Here is a 15,851-nt window from a genome sequence, read left to right as displayed (position 1 = left end):
GATTCCTTCGTCTTATCTTTTCTTCGTCCGTTTGGGAGCGGGAGGGAGGAAGGCCTTGTCAGTATGTCACGATCGCCTCGTAGGCCTTTACCAATTTGAGCGGGTCCTTGACCGAAAATTCGTTGCTCTCGATTCGTTGCACCAGATCCGGATAGTTGGCGAAAGTCTGTTTGGCGAACCGGACGAAGTTTTTCTGCGTGCTTTCGGGGTTCTCTCCCGCGGTGCTGACCGACAGTACCCGCGCGGCGGGTTCGTCTTTGAGTTTTACGTAGCACCAGCGTTCTTTCTGCAGAGCGGTGCGCAGGCCGGTCGTCTGTTCCGTTTCGCGGAATTCGGTCAGCAGCGCGATGCCGTCCTTGCCCCGGTAATCTTCGCGAAACAGGACGGGCATCCGGTAACGGCCTTTCTCTTTTTTAGTGTCCGGAGAGTTCGATTTGAACATTCGGTAGCGAATCTCCCGGACATAATTGACGGTATCGCCGTCGAGCCCGACCATGACGATGCGGTCGATCTCTCCGATCGGATAGCGACGGGGCTTGGCGGTGGGACTCTGGCTCAGATCAACGTACTGGATCGTCGAATAGAACGGCGAGCGGAGGTAGCCTTCTTGCTGTGTGCCGTCCTTCATGATCAGGGTAGTCGTTCCCTGTGCCGATACGGATTGAACCGACAGCACAATCGTCAGGCACAACGCTGAAAACGAGATGAGTTTTTTCATAATAGCGTATTTCGTTTTACGGTTATTGGTTTCATGGCCCGGATCGCGTTTTCCTTGCGGAGCATGGCGATCCGTTATGTTTTATAAGATGCTTTATACGCGCCGTTCGTTACAAAGGAAAATAAAAAAAATGATTTTTCGCTATTTTTTGGTCCATTATTTACAGGCTTTCCGCTTCGCGGATCCACATGGCGGGCGAAGCGTCGCTCGGCATACGCCAGTCCCCGCGGGGCGACAGACTGACCGATCCCACTTTCGGCCCGTCGGGCAATGCCGATCGTTTGAACTGTTGCGAGAAGAAACGCCGTAAGAATACGGTCAGCCACTTTTTGACGGTTTTCGCGTCGTATTTTCCGGCGAACGCCCGGCAGGCCATGAAATGGAGTTTGGCCGGGCGGCAGCCGAACCGGACGAAATGGTACAGAAAAAAGTCGTGCAGTTCGTAAGGGCCGACCAGGTCTTCGGTCTTTTGTACGATTTCGCCCTTTTCGTCGGCAGGCAGCAGCTCCGGACTGATCGGGGTGTCGACGATGTCGAGCAACCACCCCCGGGCGACTTCGTAGTCGGGATGCGCGGCCACCCAGCGCACCAGGTGGCGAACGAGGGTTTTCGGAACCCCGCAATTGACTCCGTACATCGACATGTGGTCGCCGTTGTAAGTAGCCCAGCCCAGCGCCAGTTCGGAAAGGTCGCCGGTGCCGATCACCAGTCCGCCCGTGCGGTTGGCCAGATCCATTAGGATCTGCGTGCGTTCGCGGGCCTGGGCGTTTTCGTAGGCGACGCTGCGGTCGGCGTCGTCCATCCCGATGTCGCGGAAATGGACGGCGCAGGCTTCGCGGATGCTGATTTCGCGGATGCCGACCCCGAGCGATTCCATCAATCGCAGGGCGTTGGTATGGGTGCGGTCGGTCGTTCCGAAACCGGGCATCGTGACGCCGAGAATGTTGCGGCGCGGGAGTCCCAACTTGTCGAACGTGCGGACGGCTACCAGCAGGGCGAGCGTCGAATCGAGCCCGCCGGAGATACCGACGACGGCCGAATGCGTGCCGGTATGCCGGATGCGCTGCGCCAGTCCGCCGACCTGGATGCTGAAGATTTCTTCGCAGCGCTGCTGCATTTGCTGCGGATCGTCCGGGATGAACGGGCTCGGATTGAAACCGCGTTCGACCGGAAACTGTTCGCGGTCGGCGCGCAGGGCGACCGGGATGCGTTTGCAGAGCGTGCCGCTGCCGTAGGATGCAAAGGTATTGGTTTTGCGCCGCAGGGTCAGCAGCCGTTCGATGTCCGTTTCCGCTACGGTCAGTTGTTCTTCGAGCGAGAAGCGTTCCGATTCGTTCAGAAAGATTCCGTTTTCGGCGATCAGGCCGTTGCCGGCGAAAACCACGTCGGTCGAAGATTCGCCGAATCCGGCCGAGCTGTACAGGTAAGCCGACAGCGTGCGGGCCGACTGTTGGGCGATCAGCGAACGGAGATAAGCGTGCTTGCCGACCATTTCGTCGCTTGCCGACAGATTGACCAGCAGGGTGGCCCCGGCCACTGCGAGGCGGGAGGACGGCGGGTGCGGAACCCACAGATCTTCGCAGATTTCGACACCGAAACAGACTTTCCCGTCTTCGAAAAGCAGGTCGGTCGAGAACGGAACTTGCTGTCCGCACAGTTCGACCGTTTCGCGGTGGGGTTCCGCGCCGGAGGCGAACCAGCGCGCTTCGTAAAATTCGTCGTAATTCGGCAGGTAAGTCTTCGGCACGACTCCGAAAATGATGCCGGAGCCGAATACGACGGCCGTATTGTAGAGCCGGTTGTCGACAGCCAGCGGCATACCGGCGATACAGACCGTCCGGCAGGAGGCCGTGTCGGCGAGCAGCCGTGCGAGAGCCCGTTCGGCTTGTTCGATCAGGAAAGGCTGGCCGAACAGGTCGCCGCAGGTGTATCCGGTGATGCAGAGCTCCGGAAATGCCGCGACGGAGACGCCTTGCCGGTCGGCTTCCCGAATCAATCCGGCGATTCGGGCGATGTTGTGGCTGCAATCCCCCGCCTTCACGCCCGGTGTGGCGGCTGCGATTTTCAAAAATCCGAAGTCCATACGATTCGAGCAATTTGTCCGGTACAAAATTAACGAAAAAATTCGGGGAGTTTTCGGACATACGTCGATTTTCCGTTTCCCGCCGCGTCTTTTTTGAGAAGGGCGGGGCGTGTCTTTGCTGCCGAAGCTTAAAAATAAAAATGTTGTTTTTTCAGTATCAATGCCATTTTTGACTATGGATTCCAAAGTCTGGACGTAGAAATTTACTTGATTTTCCTCTGTGTCGAAAGAATCATCTATGCCGTCAGAACCAAGGACAATAGCTACAGGAAACTTGCCGTCGCCATCAAAACAGTAACGGAACTCGTCTATGGCACCGCTGTCACAAATAGAGGTTGTTTTACTGAGAAAGCATCTTTCAGCGGGTAACGATTTGAAAACCGTACTACTTCATAAATCCGCCTTCCTTTGCGTTACCCCGTTTTTCCCCTTGTCCTCTTTTATTTCCGCAAACACTTTATTTATAATTATTTCGCGTACCTTTCTCCCTTTCTGCTCGTCTTTTCCAGAGATTTTTCGTAATTTTGTAAGTTAATAGCATACGTTTCAATAAAAAAATAAAACATCGAAACCATGAAAATCACGATTATCGGAGGGGGCAACATCGGCGGCGCCATCGCCGGAGGACTGGCGGCCAGCACATTGATGAAAGCATCGGATCTGACCGTAGCGGATCCTTCAGCCGCCGCGCTCGAACGAATCAAGGGCCTGAACTCCGCGATCCGGACGTCTCAGGATAACGCCGCGGCCGTAGAAGGAGCCGACCTGATCATCCTGGCCGTCAAACCGTGGCTGGCCGAAGAGGTATCCGCCACGTTCCGGGATAAACTCAACTTCGACCGGCAATGCCTCGCATCGGTCGTGGCGGGCGTCAGCTTCGAAAAACTGAAAACCATGCTCGACAACGGGAAAGACGTCCGCCCGGCGTTGCTGCGGCTGATCCCGAATACGGCGATCTCGCTGCGCGAGAGCGTCACGTTCATCGCATCGGACGGCGCTTCGGAAAGCCAGCTGAATGCCGTGGTCACGCTGTTCAAAGAACTCGGACAGACCGTAGTGGTATCGGAAGCGATGATGGCGGCCGGCACTTCGCTGGCGTCGTGCGGAATCGCTTTCGCGCTGAAATACCTCGGCGACTCGATCAAAGGAGGCGTCGAACTGGGCTTCGACGAAACCCAGTCGCGCGAGATCGTCATGCAGACGATGCGCGGCGCGCTCGCCCTGCTGCAAGCCAACGGCACGATGCCGCAAACCGAGATCGACAAGGTGACCACGCCCGGCGGACTGACGCTGAAAGGACTCGACGCGATGGCCGAAGGCGGTTTCAGCGAAGCCGTCCGCGCCGGATTGCTCAAAAGCCGTTAACGACCGTACAGCAAAGATTATGAACAACTCATACAGATTCAAACGGATTGTCGTAAAGGTAGGCAGCAACGTGCTGACCCGCCCGGACGGGATGCTCGACACGACGCGGATGTCGGCGCTGACCGACCAGCTCGCCGCGCTGCACCGCGCAGGCGTCGAGGTGATTCTCGTGTCGTCGGGGGCCGTCGCATCGGGACGCAACGAGCTGAAGACGCAACGGAAACTGGATTCCGTTTCGGCCCGCCAGCTCTTTTCGGCCGTCGGACAGGTGAAGCTGATCAACCACTACTACGAGTTGTTCCGCGAATACGGCATCACCTGCGGACAGGTGCTGACGACCAAAGAGAACTTTTCGACGCGGCGCCACTACCTGAACCAGCAGCACTGCATGTCGGTGATGCTCGAAAACGGCGTGATCCCGATCGTCAACGAGAACGACACGATCTCGCTGACGGAACTGATGTTCACCGACAACGACGAGCTGTCGGGCCTGATCGCCGCGATGATGGACGTCGAGGCGCTGATTATCCTCAGCAACATCGACGGCATCTACAACGGCAACCCGGCAGACCCCGCATCGAGCGTACTGCGGGAGATCGGCTCGCAGCGCGACGACCTGGCGCAGTACATCTGCACCGGGAAATCGCAGTTCGGCCGCGGAGGTATGCTGACCAAATGCCGAATCGCGATGAAGGTGGCCGACGAAGGGATCGAGGTAATCGTGGCGAACGGCAAACGAGACAACATCCTGCCGCAACTGTTGGCCGAACAATCCGAAGTCGTCTCGACGCGCTTCGTTCCGGCCCCGCGAACGATCTCGCAGGTCAAAAAATGGATCGCCCATTCGGAAGGATTCGCCAAAGGCGAGCTGCACATCAACGAATGCGCTTATACGGCTCTGACGGGCCCGTCGGCGACGAGCCTGCTGCCGATCGGCGTAAACCGTGTGGAAGGGGAGTTCGAGAAGGACGACATCGTCCGCATCGTCGCCCCGAACGGCGAACCGATCGGGGTCGGGCGCGTCGCCTGTAGCAGCGCCAGGGCGCGCCAAACGATGGGACAAAAAGGAGGAAGGCCGGTCGTCCATTACGACTACCTATACCTCGACTGACAGGAAAACGATTAACAAACGATACAGAAAGCCATGCAACTGAAAGACTGTTTTGAAAAAGCGCTCGAAGCGTCGCGGGAATTGAACTGCGTTTCCGCATCGAAAATCGACCGGACGCTGACCGCACTGGCCGACGCCGCCGAAAAGCACACGGACGAAATCCTCGAAGCCAACCGGGAGGACCTGGCGCGGATGGAGCCGTCCGACCCGATGTACGACCGCCTGCTGCTGAACCGCGAACGCATCGCGGGCATCGCCGCCGACATCCGCAATGTCGCGTCGCTGCCGTCGCCGCTGGGAAAAATACTGAGCGAAACAGTCCGTCCGAACGGAATGAAGATCACGAAAGTAAGCGTACCGTTCGGCGTGATCGGCGTGATTTACGAAGCGCGGCCGAACGTCGGATTCGACGTTTTCTCGCTGTGCCTGAAATCCGGCAACGCCTGCATCCTGAAAGGAGGCAGCGATGCCCGGTATTCGAACGAGGCGATCGTTCGGGTCATCCGGGAGGTGTTGCGCGAACAGGGATTGGACGAAAACTGCGTAACGCTGATGCCGGCCGACCGAGCGGCGACCGCCGAACTGCTAAACGCCGTGGGTTACGTCGACCTGATCATTCCGCGCGGCAGCAAAGGGCTGATCGACTTCGTCCGGCAGAACGCGCACGTCCCGGTCATCGAAACGGGAGCGGGCATTTGCCACACCTATTTCGACCGCGACGGAGACCTGAAAAAGGGAACCGCCATCGTACTGAACGCCAAAACGCGCCGCGTAAGCGTATGCAACGCGCTCGACTGCCTCGTTTTCCATCGGGACAGGCTCGCCGACCTGGCCGCCTTATGCGCGCCGCTGGCCGGCAAAAACGTCGTTATCCTTGCCGACGGAGAGGCATGGAAAGCCCTGAACGGGCACTATCCGGCGGAACTGCTGCAACCGGCCGACGAACACAGCTTCGGGACGGAGTTCCTCTCCTACCGCATGTCGGTGAAAACGGTCGACTCGGTCGACGAGGCGATCCGACACATCGCGCGCTACTCGTCGCGGCACAGCGAAGCCATCGTATCGGAAAACCCGGAGACGATCCGGCTGTTCTTACAGCGGGTCGACGCCGCCTGCGTATACGCCAACGTATCGACCGCCTTTACGGACGGCGCCCAGTTCGGCCTCGGAGCCGAAATCGGGATCAGCACGCAGAAGCTGCATGCCCGAGGCCCTATGGCGCTTCAGGAGCTGACCTCTTACAAATACATCGTCGAAGGAGACGGACAAACCCGCGCCTGACAGTACCGTCCGGAAGCGGACACCGACCTCCCGCCGGAACGGTCGGAGGAAATAAAAAACAAACGAAGCGGCCCGAAATATTTCGGGCCGCTTCGTTACCGGATTCAAGACAAAACGATTCACTGTCACCGGATACGAACGCCGATCCGTCCCCGGCTCCGTCCGGTTTCGAATTTTCTCCGAGAAAAAACTTTTCCGGCAATTACTTTTTAAAAATAAAATAGACCGCCATCACCATGCACACGAAAGCCATCAGATGGTTCCAGCGGAACGTCTCGGTTTTGAAAAAAGTCAGGGCGAATACGGTGAACACGGTGAGAGAAACCACCTCCTGAATAATTTTCAATTGGAAAAGCGTGAAGGGCCCTCCGTTCCCCTGAAACCCGATCCGGTTGGCCGGCACCAGGAAGATGTATTCGAAAAACGCGATGCTCCAGCAGAACACGATCACCAGCAACTGGGGCAGCGTGTCGAACCAACGCTGCCCCCGCAGATGCAGCTGTCCGTACCATGCGAAAGTCATGAAAATATTGGAGATAACGAGCATCCCGATTGTAAGATAAGGTTTCATTATGGATCAAATCAATTTTTGCGCGACAAAATTACAAACTATTCGTAAATTTACGCTTGTCAAACAAAATTTCAAAAAGAACGATTATGACCGATACATATCCGACTACCGACAAAACGCTCGAAGTGACCTACATCGGTCACGCTTCGGTAATGTTTCGCTACGGGGACGAAATCATCCACGTCGATCCTTACGGCGACATAGCCGATTACAGCGGGCTTCCGAAAGCCGACCTGATCCTGATCACCCACCATCACGGCGACCACCTGGACTCCTTCGCGATCGCCGATATCGAGAAGCCCTCGACGCAGATCATCGGCAGCCCGTTGGCGATCCGCGAACTCGGGCGCGGCCAAGCGCTGAAAAACGGAGAAGAAACCGCCTGGAACGAATTCCGCATACGCGCCACAGCCGCCTACAACCGGATCGCCATGCGTTCGCCGGGGGTTCCGTTCCATATTAAAGGCGAAGGAAACGGCTATCTGCTCGAAGTGGCGAACCTGCGGATCTATATCGCTGGAGACACCGAACTGATCCCGGAGATGGAAAAGCTGGGTCCGGTCGATATCGCCTTCCTGCCGAAAAACCTGCCCTACACGATGAGCGACCAGATGTTCGTCGAAACGGCCCGGCTGATCCGTCCGACCTACCTGTACCCCTACCACTATTTCGAGGTCGACCGGGAAACGCTGCAAAAAGCGTTGCCGGCCATTCGGATCCGTTAAGACGTTTCGTAAACCGCAACGGCACGGGGCCGACCGTTCCGAACGCCCACCCTATTTTCCGGTTTTCGCGGACGGCAACCGCTCTTACGTAAAAACCGGAGCCGATCGCCGTTCAATAGCGTACCCGACCGGACGAATCAATCCGGAAAATTCATATCTTTGCGACGGGAAAGCGGAATCGTCTACCCCGCTTCTCGAAAAACGCAACCGAACAGCATGCTTGCCGTCATCATTACCGTCGTCGTTTCGCTGGCTCTATCCGCATTTTTTTCGGGTATGGAGATCGCGTTCCTGTCGTCGAACAAACTGAAACTCGAAATCGAAAAGAAACAAAGCCGGGCGTTCGGCTACGTGGCCGGCCTGTTCTCGAAATATCCGGGACAGTACATCACGACGATTCTGGTGGGCAACAACCTGGCATTGGTCATCTACTCATTGCAGATGAGCGTATTGATCCAACTGTTGCTCGTCCGGAGCGGACTGATCCTCGGCAACGGCGCGTCCTACGTGATCGAAACGCTGGTATCGACGCTGATCATCATCTTCACGGCCGAATTCATCCCGAAGGCGGTCGTACACCTGAACCCGAATTTCTACTATAAAAACTTTGCGGTCCCGGTCTACTTTTTCTACCTGCTGTTCTATCCGGTCGCTAAACTGACGACTCTGATCGCGGTGGGTATCTTCAAAATCTTCGGGTTGTCGCTGAACCGCGAACAGCGGATCAACACGTTCAACAAAGTGGATCTGGCCCACCTGCTGGACGAAGTCTCGGACAGCCCCGAACAGCAGCAAAACGAAAAAGACATCCGCCTGTTCCAAAACGCGCTCGACTTTTCCGACCGGCTGGTGCGCGACTGCATGGTTCCCCGCGTCGACATCGAAGCGGTCGAACAGAACTGTCCGGTCGAAGAAGCGACCAGACGTTTCGTCGAAACGCAGTTTTCGCGATTGCTGGTCTACGACGGGAGTATCGACAACATCATCGGTTTCATCCATACCAAAAACCTGTTCCAGCAACCCGGAAGCATCCTGGAAATCATTAACAAGGTGGATTACGTGCCGGAAAGTATGCCGACCCGGAAACTGCTGGCCACCTTTATCAAGAAACACCATTCGGTGGCGGTGGTGATCGACGAGTTCGGAGGGACGGCCGGCATGGTGACCAGCGAGGATATCCTCGAAGAGATCTTCGGAGAGATCGAAGACGAACACGACTCGCAGGATCTGGTGGAGAAAAAGATGAGCGACACGGAGTTCCTGTTTTCGGGCCGGCTCGAGATCGAAGCCATCAACGAAAAATACCGGCTCGACTTCCCCGAAAGCGACGACTACGACACGCTGGCAGGCTATGTAATTTCGAAGTACCAGGGCATACCCGGAGTCGGCGAAACCATCCTGGCAGACAACAAACGGCTCAAAATCCTGCGCGTAAACGCCTCTAAAATCGAACTGGTACGCGTCACGATCCTCTGAAAAGACCGCAAAACGGGCCCGAACCGGACGCAGCGGGGAGAAAAATGGAGAATCTTAACTCCGTTTTGTTATTACAAAAAAGAATTTTATTACCTTTGGAACCTGTTATATGTTTCAAACGCAGTAAACAAAAACTAAATCTCTAATATGGCAACATTAAACACATTAAGGACCCGGGGCGGAATTATCGTGTCCGTGGTGATCGGAATCGCTCTGCTCTCTTTTCTGTTGGGCGATTTCGGGAACACGGGAGCCAAGCTGATGAACGATCGCAAAATGAAAGTCGGCACGATCAACGGCGAGAAAATCGGTTACGCCGAATTCGCCGATAAGGTCGACGTTTATACGAAAGCCCTGGAGACCATGTACGGATCGCAGAGCCTTTCGGCCGAGCAGCAGGAGAATGTGAAAAACCAAGTATGGCAGGCGCTGATCATGCAGTACGCCTGGGAGCCCGGCTTCGAACAATCGGGACTTCAGGTCAGCGAGAACGAGCAGATCGACATGGTGGACGGTTCGTTCATCTCGCCGGTGATCCGCACCACTTTCACGAATCCCAACACAGGAACCTTCGACCCGGCGATCGTGCGCAATTTCGTGACCCAGATAGACAAAGATCCCACCGCGGCGCTGGTTTGGAACTTCATCAAAGACCAGATGATTCAGCAGCGTTACCTGTCCAAATACATCACGCTGGTCGCCAAGGGAATGTACGTTACGGATCTCGAAGTGGAACAGGGCGTCGCCAATTCCGACATAACCAGCGCCATTTCGTACATCGTCAAGGACTATTCGCAGGTCGCCGATTCGACGATCGACATCTCGCAAGCCGAAGTCAAAAAATATTACGACGCTCATAAGAATATTTTCCGTCAGACGGCCTCGCGCGACATCGAATACGTATTGTTCGACGTATTACCTTCGGACAGCGATTACGTCGATGCCGAAAAGCACATCAACGAGATCGCCGCGGAATTCGCCGTCAGCGAAACCCCGCTGCAATACGCCACGCTGAACTCCCAGAACCCGACCGAAAAACGGTATTTCACGGAAGATCAGTTGCCCGCCGAACTGGCCGCGTTCGCCTTCGGAGCGAACAGCAACGGAATGTACGGCCCGACCAAAGAAGGAGACATGTACACGATGGCCCGCGTGGCCGATTCCAAAATGCTGCCGGACTCGGTCGGAGCGCGTCACATCCTGATCGGAGCCGACCAGAAGGCCACTGCGGACAGCATTCTGAACGCGCTGAAAGGCGGCGCCTCTTTCGCAGAACTTTCGGCGACCTATTCGCAGGACCCCGGAGCGAAAGCGAAAGACGGCGACCTGGGCGTCTTCCAGCCCGAACAGATGGTTCCGGAATTCAGCGAAGCCGTCCTGGAAACGAACAAGGGCGACTATTTCACCGTCCAGACGCAGTTCGGTATCCATGTCGGACAGGTAACCTACAAGAGCGAACCGAAGAAAAAAGTGCAGTTGGCCACGATCACCTATAAAATCGAACCGAGCGAAACGACCCAGCAAACCATCTACGCCAACGCCAGCAAATTCATCAGCGAAGCGGCCGGATCGTACGAAAACTTCGAAAAAGCGGCTACGGACAATTCGCTGTCGAAACGGGTCGTACGGATCAAAAATACCGACCGCAACGTCAGCGGCATCAACAATTCGCGTGAAATCGTCCGCTGGGCCTATAACGGAAACAAAGGCGACGTATCCGCCATCATGGAAGTGGACGGCAATTACGTAATCGCCGCCATCACCGGCGTTTCGGAAGACGGAATCGCACCGCTCGAAACCGTATCTCCGCAGATCGTTTCGATCCTGCGCGAACAGAAAAAAGGCGAAATCCTGGCTCAGGAGATGACCGGAAGCTCGCTGGCCGAAGTGGCATCCAAACTGAACCTGGAAGTCAAAGAAGCGGCTAACATCGACTTCAACTCGTTCTACATCGAAAGCGTCGGCGTAGAACCGAAGTTGATCGGAGCCGTTACCGGAGCGAAGGAAAATACGCTGTCGAAACCCGTTGCCGGACAGAAAGGCGTCTTCCTGTTCGACGTAACTTCGAGAGCCAAAGTGGACAACGTAACCCCGGAAAGCGAAAAGGTACGCCTCGAAGCGAGCGCGCAGGCCTATATTATGGAGCGCGTCAACCAGGCGTTGACCGAACAGAGCAAGATCACCGACAACCGTGTGAAATTCTTCTAACGGAACCGGGAATCGGACATCCGATCCTATAACCCGAGCGGGGCGGACTTCGAAGTCCGTCCCGCTTGTTTTTCGCTTTCTCCGTATTATCCGGAGAAAAATCCTGTTCCGGGTTATCTTTTCGACGAATCGGGGGACTGCGCCGAATCGGTCTCCGTATGCTTCAAATATTTATCGAGCCATCCGAAAAACTCCCGGTTCCAAACCAAAGAATTCTGCGGTTTGAAAATCTGGTGGGCCTCGTCTTCGAACGACACCAACCGGCTCGGCACCCCCATCAGCCGGGCCGCCGTAAAGGCCTGCAAGCTCTCGGTATACGGAATCCGAAAATCGCCCTGACCCGAAAAAATCAGAATCGGAGTATCCCAATTTTTCACGAACTTATGGGGCGAATTGGCATACGACCGCTGCGCCGTCGTGTCGTCGCTCCAGTACGGACCGCCCAGATCGTTGTTTGGAAACCATAGTTCCTCGGTCGCCCCGTACATGCTCTCCAGATTGAACATCCCGCAATGGGCTATAAAAGCTTTGAAGCGTTTTTGATGATGCCCGGCCAGAAAAAACACCGAATATCCGCCGTAGCTCGCCCCGACGCAGCCCAACCGGCCGCCGTCCACCCACGGTTCCGCGGCCACATCGTCGATCGCGCTCAGGTAATCGCGTATATTCTGCCCGCTGTAATCGCCCGAAATCTGATCCTGCCACTGCTGTCCGAACGAAGGCACGCCGCGCCGGTTCGGTGCGACGACCACGTATCCCTGCGCCGCCATCAACTGCAAATTCCAACGGTAACTCCAGAACTGGCTTACGACGCTTTGCGGTCCTCCCTGACAGTACAGCAGCGCCGGATAGCGTTCGGTCGAATCGAAATCCGGCGGCAGCACGACCCACGTCAACATTTGCCGGCCGTCGGTAGTCCGTATCCAACGTTCGCGCACCTCCCCCATCCGGATATGATCGTAGATTTCCGGATTGGTATTCGTGATCCGGGTCATCGTTCCGTCCGCCGGATCGATCCTGAAAAGTTCGGTCGGAGCGGACAGCGAAGTCACTTCGCCGACCAGTTCGCCCCCGTTCAGCGTAATCGCATTGACATCGTGCGCCCCTGCGGTCAGCACGCGCACCGAATCGTCCGCCAGGTCGACCCGGCACACCTGATAGGTTCCCCGCACAGGCGCAATGAAATACAACGTCCCGTTCCCGTCCCAACGCACGTTTCCCGCATTGTAATCGAAGTTCCGGGTCAGGTAGCGTTTTTCGCCGGTAGCCAGCGTTTCGACGAACAGTCGGCTCTTGTCTGACTCGTTCCCGGCCCGCTCCATACTGGTGAACGCCAACATCGAATCGTCCGGCGAGAAAACCGGATATTTGTCGTACCCGGGCATCCCTTCGGTCAGGTTGCGCGTCTGCCCGGACGCAAGGTCGTAAAGGTACACGTCCGAATCGGTGCTGAGCGCATACGCTTTCCCGGTCAGCTTCTTACAGGTATAGGCCAATTGGGTTCCGGCGCGGTTCCACGCGATTTCCGAAATATCGAAATAGGGCGCCGTCGGGGCATCCCACGGCTCGCCCGGCATAATATCCGTCCCTCCGGTCACTTTCGCGCCGCCCGTCAGCGGAGCGATGAAAATATGACGGTAGCTCCCGTCGTCCCAATAATTCCAGTGGCGCTCCATCAGGTCGTCGTAAATCTTCGCCTTCGAACGGTCCAGATCGGGATAAATTTCCGGCGAACTGCGCTTTTCGACCGGCACCCGGGCGACGTACATCAGCCGGTTCTCCGACGGAGCGACCGAAAAGCCCTCGACGCCGCCGGGGATGTCGGTCACCTGACGACGGTTGTTCCCGTCCGGAGCCGCACACCAAACCTGGTCGCTGCCTCCGTGGTCGGAAATAAAATAGATCGTACGTCCGTCTGCGCTCCACTGAGGCGACGACTCGTTGCTGCCGGGATCGGTGACCCGGATCCATTTGCCCCCGGATACCGGCGCCGAACGGATATTGGTCACTCCCTTGTTCTCTTTCATGTCGTAGGTCGTAACCGTATAAAGCACGGTACGGCCGTCGGGCGAAAGGACGGCGCTGCCGACCCTCTTTATTTTCCACATTACCTCGGGCGTCAGTATCCCCGCCGATCGTTCGGCATCGGTCAGTACATGGTCAGCACTCATCTTATCATCGTTTTTTCGGAAAGAACAGCCGTACGGCAAAACCATCCATACGCAGCATACGGCTTTCAGTACAAAGAACAGACCTCTTTTCATCGTTCGAACGTTTAGTATCCGGCAGCCCTACCGCACCGGATAACCGGCTTCCCGAAAAACGTCGCCGATCGTATAATAGGTGCCGCTCAGCAGTTCGGGCACCCGTTCGGGCGCGATCCATTCGGCCCGGGTAATCCCTTCGACCGTCTGCGGCTGCGGTCGTTGCCCTCCGACGTAGCGCATGTGATACCAAGCCGTCCGTTTCAGCACCCACTGCTCCCGAATCCGGTAACAGTGGAACGTGTGCGTGATCGGCTCTTTCCGTTGCAGTTCTTCGATTCGCAGACCGCACTCCTCGCTGACTTCCCGCACGGCGCAGTCTTCGATCCGTTCGCCCGGTTCGAGTTTTCCCTTCGGCAAATCCCAGCGGCCGTTGCGGAAAATCATCAGCACTTTCGCCGCATCGTCGACCACCAAACCGCCGGCCGCCTCGATAAAAGGCAGCGATGCCCGGAATTCGTCGAAAATACGCTCAATATTTTCGGATATTACGTATAACTTTTTGGTAAATTGAAGTTTTTGCAAGAACTTTGTAATAGCGGGCGTTTCGCCGGGAGCCACCCGGAATACTTCGCCCTGCGGATCGGCCGGAAGCTGCTGCGCGAACAGCACGGCACTGTTTTCAATATAAACTTTATACATGGTAATAATGTGTGATTTAGACAAAAAAGTCGCTGAAAGTCTGTTACAAATTAAGGCAATTAAATTAAATCCGACAAATCATTTCACCTGGGCGTCGGGCTGGTATTCGCCCATCTACTGCGATAACCGCAAGATCCTCTCCTATCCGGCCGTCCGGAAGGAAATCTACGAAGGATTCGTAAAGATCATCTCCGAAAAATATCCCGACGCAGACATCATCGCCGGCGTAGCCACCGGAGCTATCGCGCACGGCGTACTGGTCGCCGAAAAAATGGGCAAGCCGTTTATCTACGTCCGCAGCTCGCCGAAATCGCACGGGCTGACCAACCAGGTCGAGGGCGAATACTGGCCGGGAGCCAAAGTGGTCGTGGTCGAAGACCTGGTCTCCACCGGCGGCAGCAGCCTGAGCGCCGTCGAAGCGCTGCGCGAGGGGGGATGCGACGTGCTGGGCATGGTCGCGATCTTCACCTACGGTTTTCCGACCGCCGAAGAAAATTTCGCCGGAGCGGACGTGAAGCTCGACACGCTGAGCAACTACAAAACGATGATCGAACTGGCTGTCAACCAGGGCTACGTCCACGAAGACGAATTGCAGACCCTGAAGGAGTGGCGCCGCGACCCGGCGAACTGGAAAAAATAAGCGGCACGAAAATGGAGAAATACGAAAGCAAACACGTCCGGATCCGGCGGCCGGCTTCGATGATTTACAGCGTCCTGTCGCGCTTCGACAACCTCACGCCGGTACTGGCCGACAAAGTGGAAGGCTGGACGGCGGAGGAGAATACCTGCTCGTTCAAGGCGAAGGGGTTTCCCGTCAGCCTGCGGATCGTCGAGAAAGAGCCGCACAAGCTGGTCAAAGTGACCGGCGAAGACGGCTCCCCGATGGATTTCACGTTCTGGGTGCAGTTGGTCAGCGTCGACGAGCAGGACACCCGGATGCGCATCGTGCTGCATGTGCAGCTGAACATGATGATGAAGATGATGATCGGCGGCAAGCTGGCCCAGGCGGTCGACCAAATCGCCGACCAGATCGCCGAGGCGTTCAACAACGCCCCGGTTTAAACGGAAACGACGTTTAACTTAAAACGAAATACCATGATCAACATTATCGTAACCATTACGGTCTCCGAAGAAAACCGCCCGCAAGTACTGCCCCTGCTGGAAGCGCTTACGACAGCCTCGCAGCAGGAATCGGGCAACATCTCCTACGAATTTTACTTGCATCCCACCGACCCGATGCGGTTGGCGATCATCGAGGTCTGGCAGAACGCCGAAGTGCTCGCCGAGCACGAAGCGACCAAGCATTTCACGACGTTGCTGCCGCAGATCGAAAAACTGTCGGTCGGAATCGACATCCAGAAATTCGACGCAGAACCGATCGATTGACGCAAGACGCCGCCCGATACA

14 protein-coding genes are annotated in these 15,851 nt (G+C 56.3%); 9 read left to right on the top strand and 5 right to left on the bottom strand.

Translation table 11 applies throughout. The annotated features are described in order from the left end of the window. Positions 1-58: 58 nt before the first annotated feature. Both GFH31_RS09035 and GFH31_RS09030 read right to left on the bottom strand, forming a co-directional pair. Complete coding sequence (locus GFH31_RS09035; protein WP_101571687.1) at positions 59-718, bottom strand: hypothetical protein; 660 nt, start codon at positions 716-718, stop codon at positions 59-61. Positions 719-878: 160 nt separating this feature from the next. Then, positions 879-2,801, bottom strand: a complete 1,923-nt coding sequence (locus GFH31_RS09030) for an NAD(+) synthase (protein WP_101571689.1) — start codon at positions 2,799-2,801, stop codon at positions 879-881. Positions 2,802-3,374: 573 nt separating this feature from the next. On the opposite strand from GFH31_RS09030, the gene GFH31_RS09025 reads away from it, so the two are divergent. The 3 genes from GFH31_RS09025 to GFH31_RS09015 are packed head-to-tail and all read left to right on the top strand — an operon-like array spanning position 3,375 to position 6,558. Further along, positions 3,375-4,166, top strand: coding sequence for a pyrroline-5-carboxylate reductase family protein (locus tag GFH31_RS09025; RefSeq protein ID WP_101571691.1), 792 nt, complete (start codon positions 3,375-3,377; stop codon positions 4,164-4,166). Positions 4,167-4,185: 19 nt separating this feature from the next. Then, positions 4,186-5,277: a glutamate 5-kinase gene (proB, locus tag GFH31_RS09020; RefSeq protein WP_153497805.1), complete on the top strand. Its 1,092-nt coding sequence runs from the start codon at positions 4,186-4,188 to the stop codon at positions 5,275-5,277. A 33-nt stretch (positions 5,278-5,310) separates the two neighbouring features. After that, a complete protein-coding gene (locus tag GFH31_RS09015; RefSeq protein WP_118655384.1) occupies positions 5,311-6,558 on the top strand; it encodes a glutamate-5-semialdehyde dehydrogenase in 1,248 nt (415 codons plus the stop codon). A gap of 202 nt (positions 6,559-6,760) precedes the next feature. On the opposite strand, the gene GFH31_RS09010 is transcribed toward GFH31_RS09015, so the two are convergent. Then, positions 6,761-7,129, bottom strand: a complete 369-nt coding sequence (locus GFH31_RS09010) for a DMT family protein (protein ID WP_101571698.1) — start codon at positions 7,127-7,129, stop codon at positions 6,761-6,763. An 86-nt stretch (positions 7,130-7,215) separates the two neighbouring features. Between GFH31_RS09010 and GFH31_RS09005 the strand changes: the two genes are divergently transcribed. The 3 genes from GFH31_RS09005 (at position 7,216) to GFH31_RS08995 (ending at position 11,538) form a co-directional block, all read left to right on the top strand. After that, a complete protein-coding gene (locus GFH31_RS09005) occupies positions 7,216-7,854 on the top strand; it encodes an MBL fold metallo-hydrolase (RefSeq protein ID WP_055202434.1) in 639 nt (212 codons plus the stop codon). 216 nt (positions 7,855-8,070) lie between these two features. Further along, positions 8,071-9,330, top strand: a complete 1,260-nt coding sequence (locus GFH31_RS09000) for a hemolysin family protein (RefSeq protein WP_055203495.1) — start codon at positions 8,071-8,073, stop codon at positions 9,328-9,330. A gap of 147 nt (positions 9,331-9,477) precedes the next feature. Continuing rightward, complete coding sequence (locus tag GFH31_RS08995) at positions 9,478-11,538, top strand: peptidylprolyl isomerase (protein ID WP_101571700.1); 2,061 nt, start codon at positions 9,478-9,480, stop codon at positions 11,536-11,538. A gap of 113 nt (positions 11,539-11,651) precedes the next feature. On the opposite strand, the gene GFH31_RS08990 is transcribed toward GFH31_RS08995, so the two are convergent. Continuing rightward, positions 11,652-13,709: an alpha/beta hydrolase family protein gene (locus GFH31_RS08990; RefSeq protein ID WP_228385750.1), complete on the bottom strand. Its 2,058-nt coding sequence runs from the start codon at positions 13,707-13,709 to the stop codon at positions 11,652-11,654. 120 nt (positions 13,710-13,829) lie between these two features. Then, positions 13,830-14,444, bottom strand: a complete 615-nt coding sequence (locus tag GFH31_RS08985) for an NUDIX hydrolase (RefSeq protein ID WP_118655390.1) — start codon at positions 14,442-14,444, stop codon at positions 13,830-13,832. 7 nt (positions 14,445-14,451) lie between these two features. Between GFH31_RS08985 and pyrE the strand changes: the two genes are divergently transcribed. The 3 genes from pyrE to GFH31_RS08970 are packed head-to-tail and all read left to right on the top strand — an operon-like array spanning position 14,452 to position 15,830. Next, positions 14,452-15,084, top strand: coding sequence for an orotate phosphoribosyltransferase (gene pyrE, locus GFH31_RS08980; protein ID WP_055203497.1), 633 nt, complete (start codon positions 14,452-14,454; stop codon positions 15,082-15,084). Between the two features lie 11 nt (positions 15,085-15,095). Then, complete coding sequence (locus GFH31_RS08975; RefSeq protein ID WP_055202443.1) at positions 15,096-15,506, top strand: polyketide cyclase; 411 nt, start codon at positions 15,096-15,098, stop codon at positions 15,504-15,506. Positions 15,507-15,539: 33 nt separating this feature from the next. Next, positions 15,540-15,830, top strand: coding sequence for a putative quinol monooxygenase (locus tag GFH31_RS08970; RefSeq protein WP_055202445.1), 291 nt, complete (start codon positions 15,540-15,542; stop codon positions 15,828-15,830). Positions 15,831-15,851: the final 21 nt, after the last annotated feature.

This window comes from Alistipes sp. dk3624 (assembly GCF_009557455.1).
GTDB lineage: Bacteria > Bacteroidota > Bacteroidia > Bacteroidales > Rikenellaceae > Alistipes_A > Alistipes_A hominis.
The sequence above is the reverse complement of the archived record's forward strand: the minus strand, read 5'-3'. Positions and strand labels throughout refer to the sequence as shown.

What these genes read in the sequence shown, in the direction of transcription:
- GFH31_RS09015 (WP_118655384.1), top strand. Translation starts at nt 5,311, where the DNA reads ATGCAACTGAAAGACTGTTTTGAAAAAGCGCTCGAAGCGTCGCGGGAA.
- GFH31_RS08985 (WP_118655390.1), bottom strand. Translation starts at nt 14,444, where the DNA reads ATGTATAAAGTTTATATTGAAAACAGTGCCGTGCTGTTCGCGCAGCAG.
- pyrE (WP_055203497.1), top strand. Translation starts at nt 14,452, where the DNA reads ATGTGTGATTTAGACAAAAAAGTCGCTGAAAGTCTGTTACAAATTAAG.
- GFH31_RS09010 (WP_101571698.1), bottom strand. Translation starts at nt 7,129, where the DNA reads ATGAAACCTTATCTTACAATCGGGATGCTCGTTATCTCCAATATTTTC.
- GFH31_RS09000 (WP_055203495.1), top strand. Translation starts at nt 8,071, where the DNA reads ATGCTTGCCGTCATCATTACCGTCGTCGTTTCGCTGGCTCTATCCGCA.
- GFH31_RS08995 (WP_101571700.1), top strand. Translation starts at nt 9,478, where the DNA reads ATGGCAACATTAAACACATTAAGGACCCGGGGCGGAATTATCGTGTCC.
- proB (WP_153497805.1), top strand. Translation starts at nt 4,186, where the DNA reads ATGAACAACTCATACAGATTCAAACGGATTGTCGTAAAGGTAGGCAGC.
- GFH31_RS09005 (WP_055202434.1), top strand. Translation starts at nt 7,216, where the DNA reads ATGACCGATACATATCCGACTACCGACAAAACGCTCGAAGTGACCTAC.
- GFH31_RS09025 (WP_101571691.1), top strand. Translation starts at nt 3,375, where the DNA reads ATGAAAATCACGATTATCGGAGGGGGCAACATCGGCGGCGCCATCGCC.
- GFH31_RS08990 (WP_228385750.1), bottom strand. Translation starts at nt 13,709, where the DNA reads ATGAGTGCTGACCATGTACTGACCGATGCCGAACGATCGGCGGGGATA.
- GFH31_RS09035 (WP_101571687.1), bottom strand. Translation starts at nt 718, where the DNA reads ATGAAAAAACTCATCTCGTTTTCAGCGTTGTGCCTGACGATTGTGCTG.
- GFH31_RS08975 (WP_055202443.1), top strand. Translation starts at nt 15,096, where the DNA reads ATGGAGAAATACGAAAGCAAACACGTCCGGATCCGGCGGCCGGCTTCG.
- GFH31_RS09030 (WP_101571689.1), bottom strand. Translation starts at nt 2,801, where the DNA reads ATGGACTTCGGATTTTTGAAAATCGCAGCCGCCACACCGGGCGTGAAG.
- GFH31_RS08970 (WP_055202445.1), top strand. Translation starts at nt 15,540, where the DNA reads ATGATCAACATTATCGTAACCATTACGGTCTCCGAAGAAAACCGCCCG.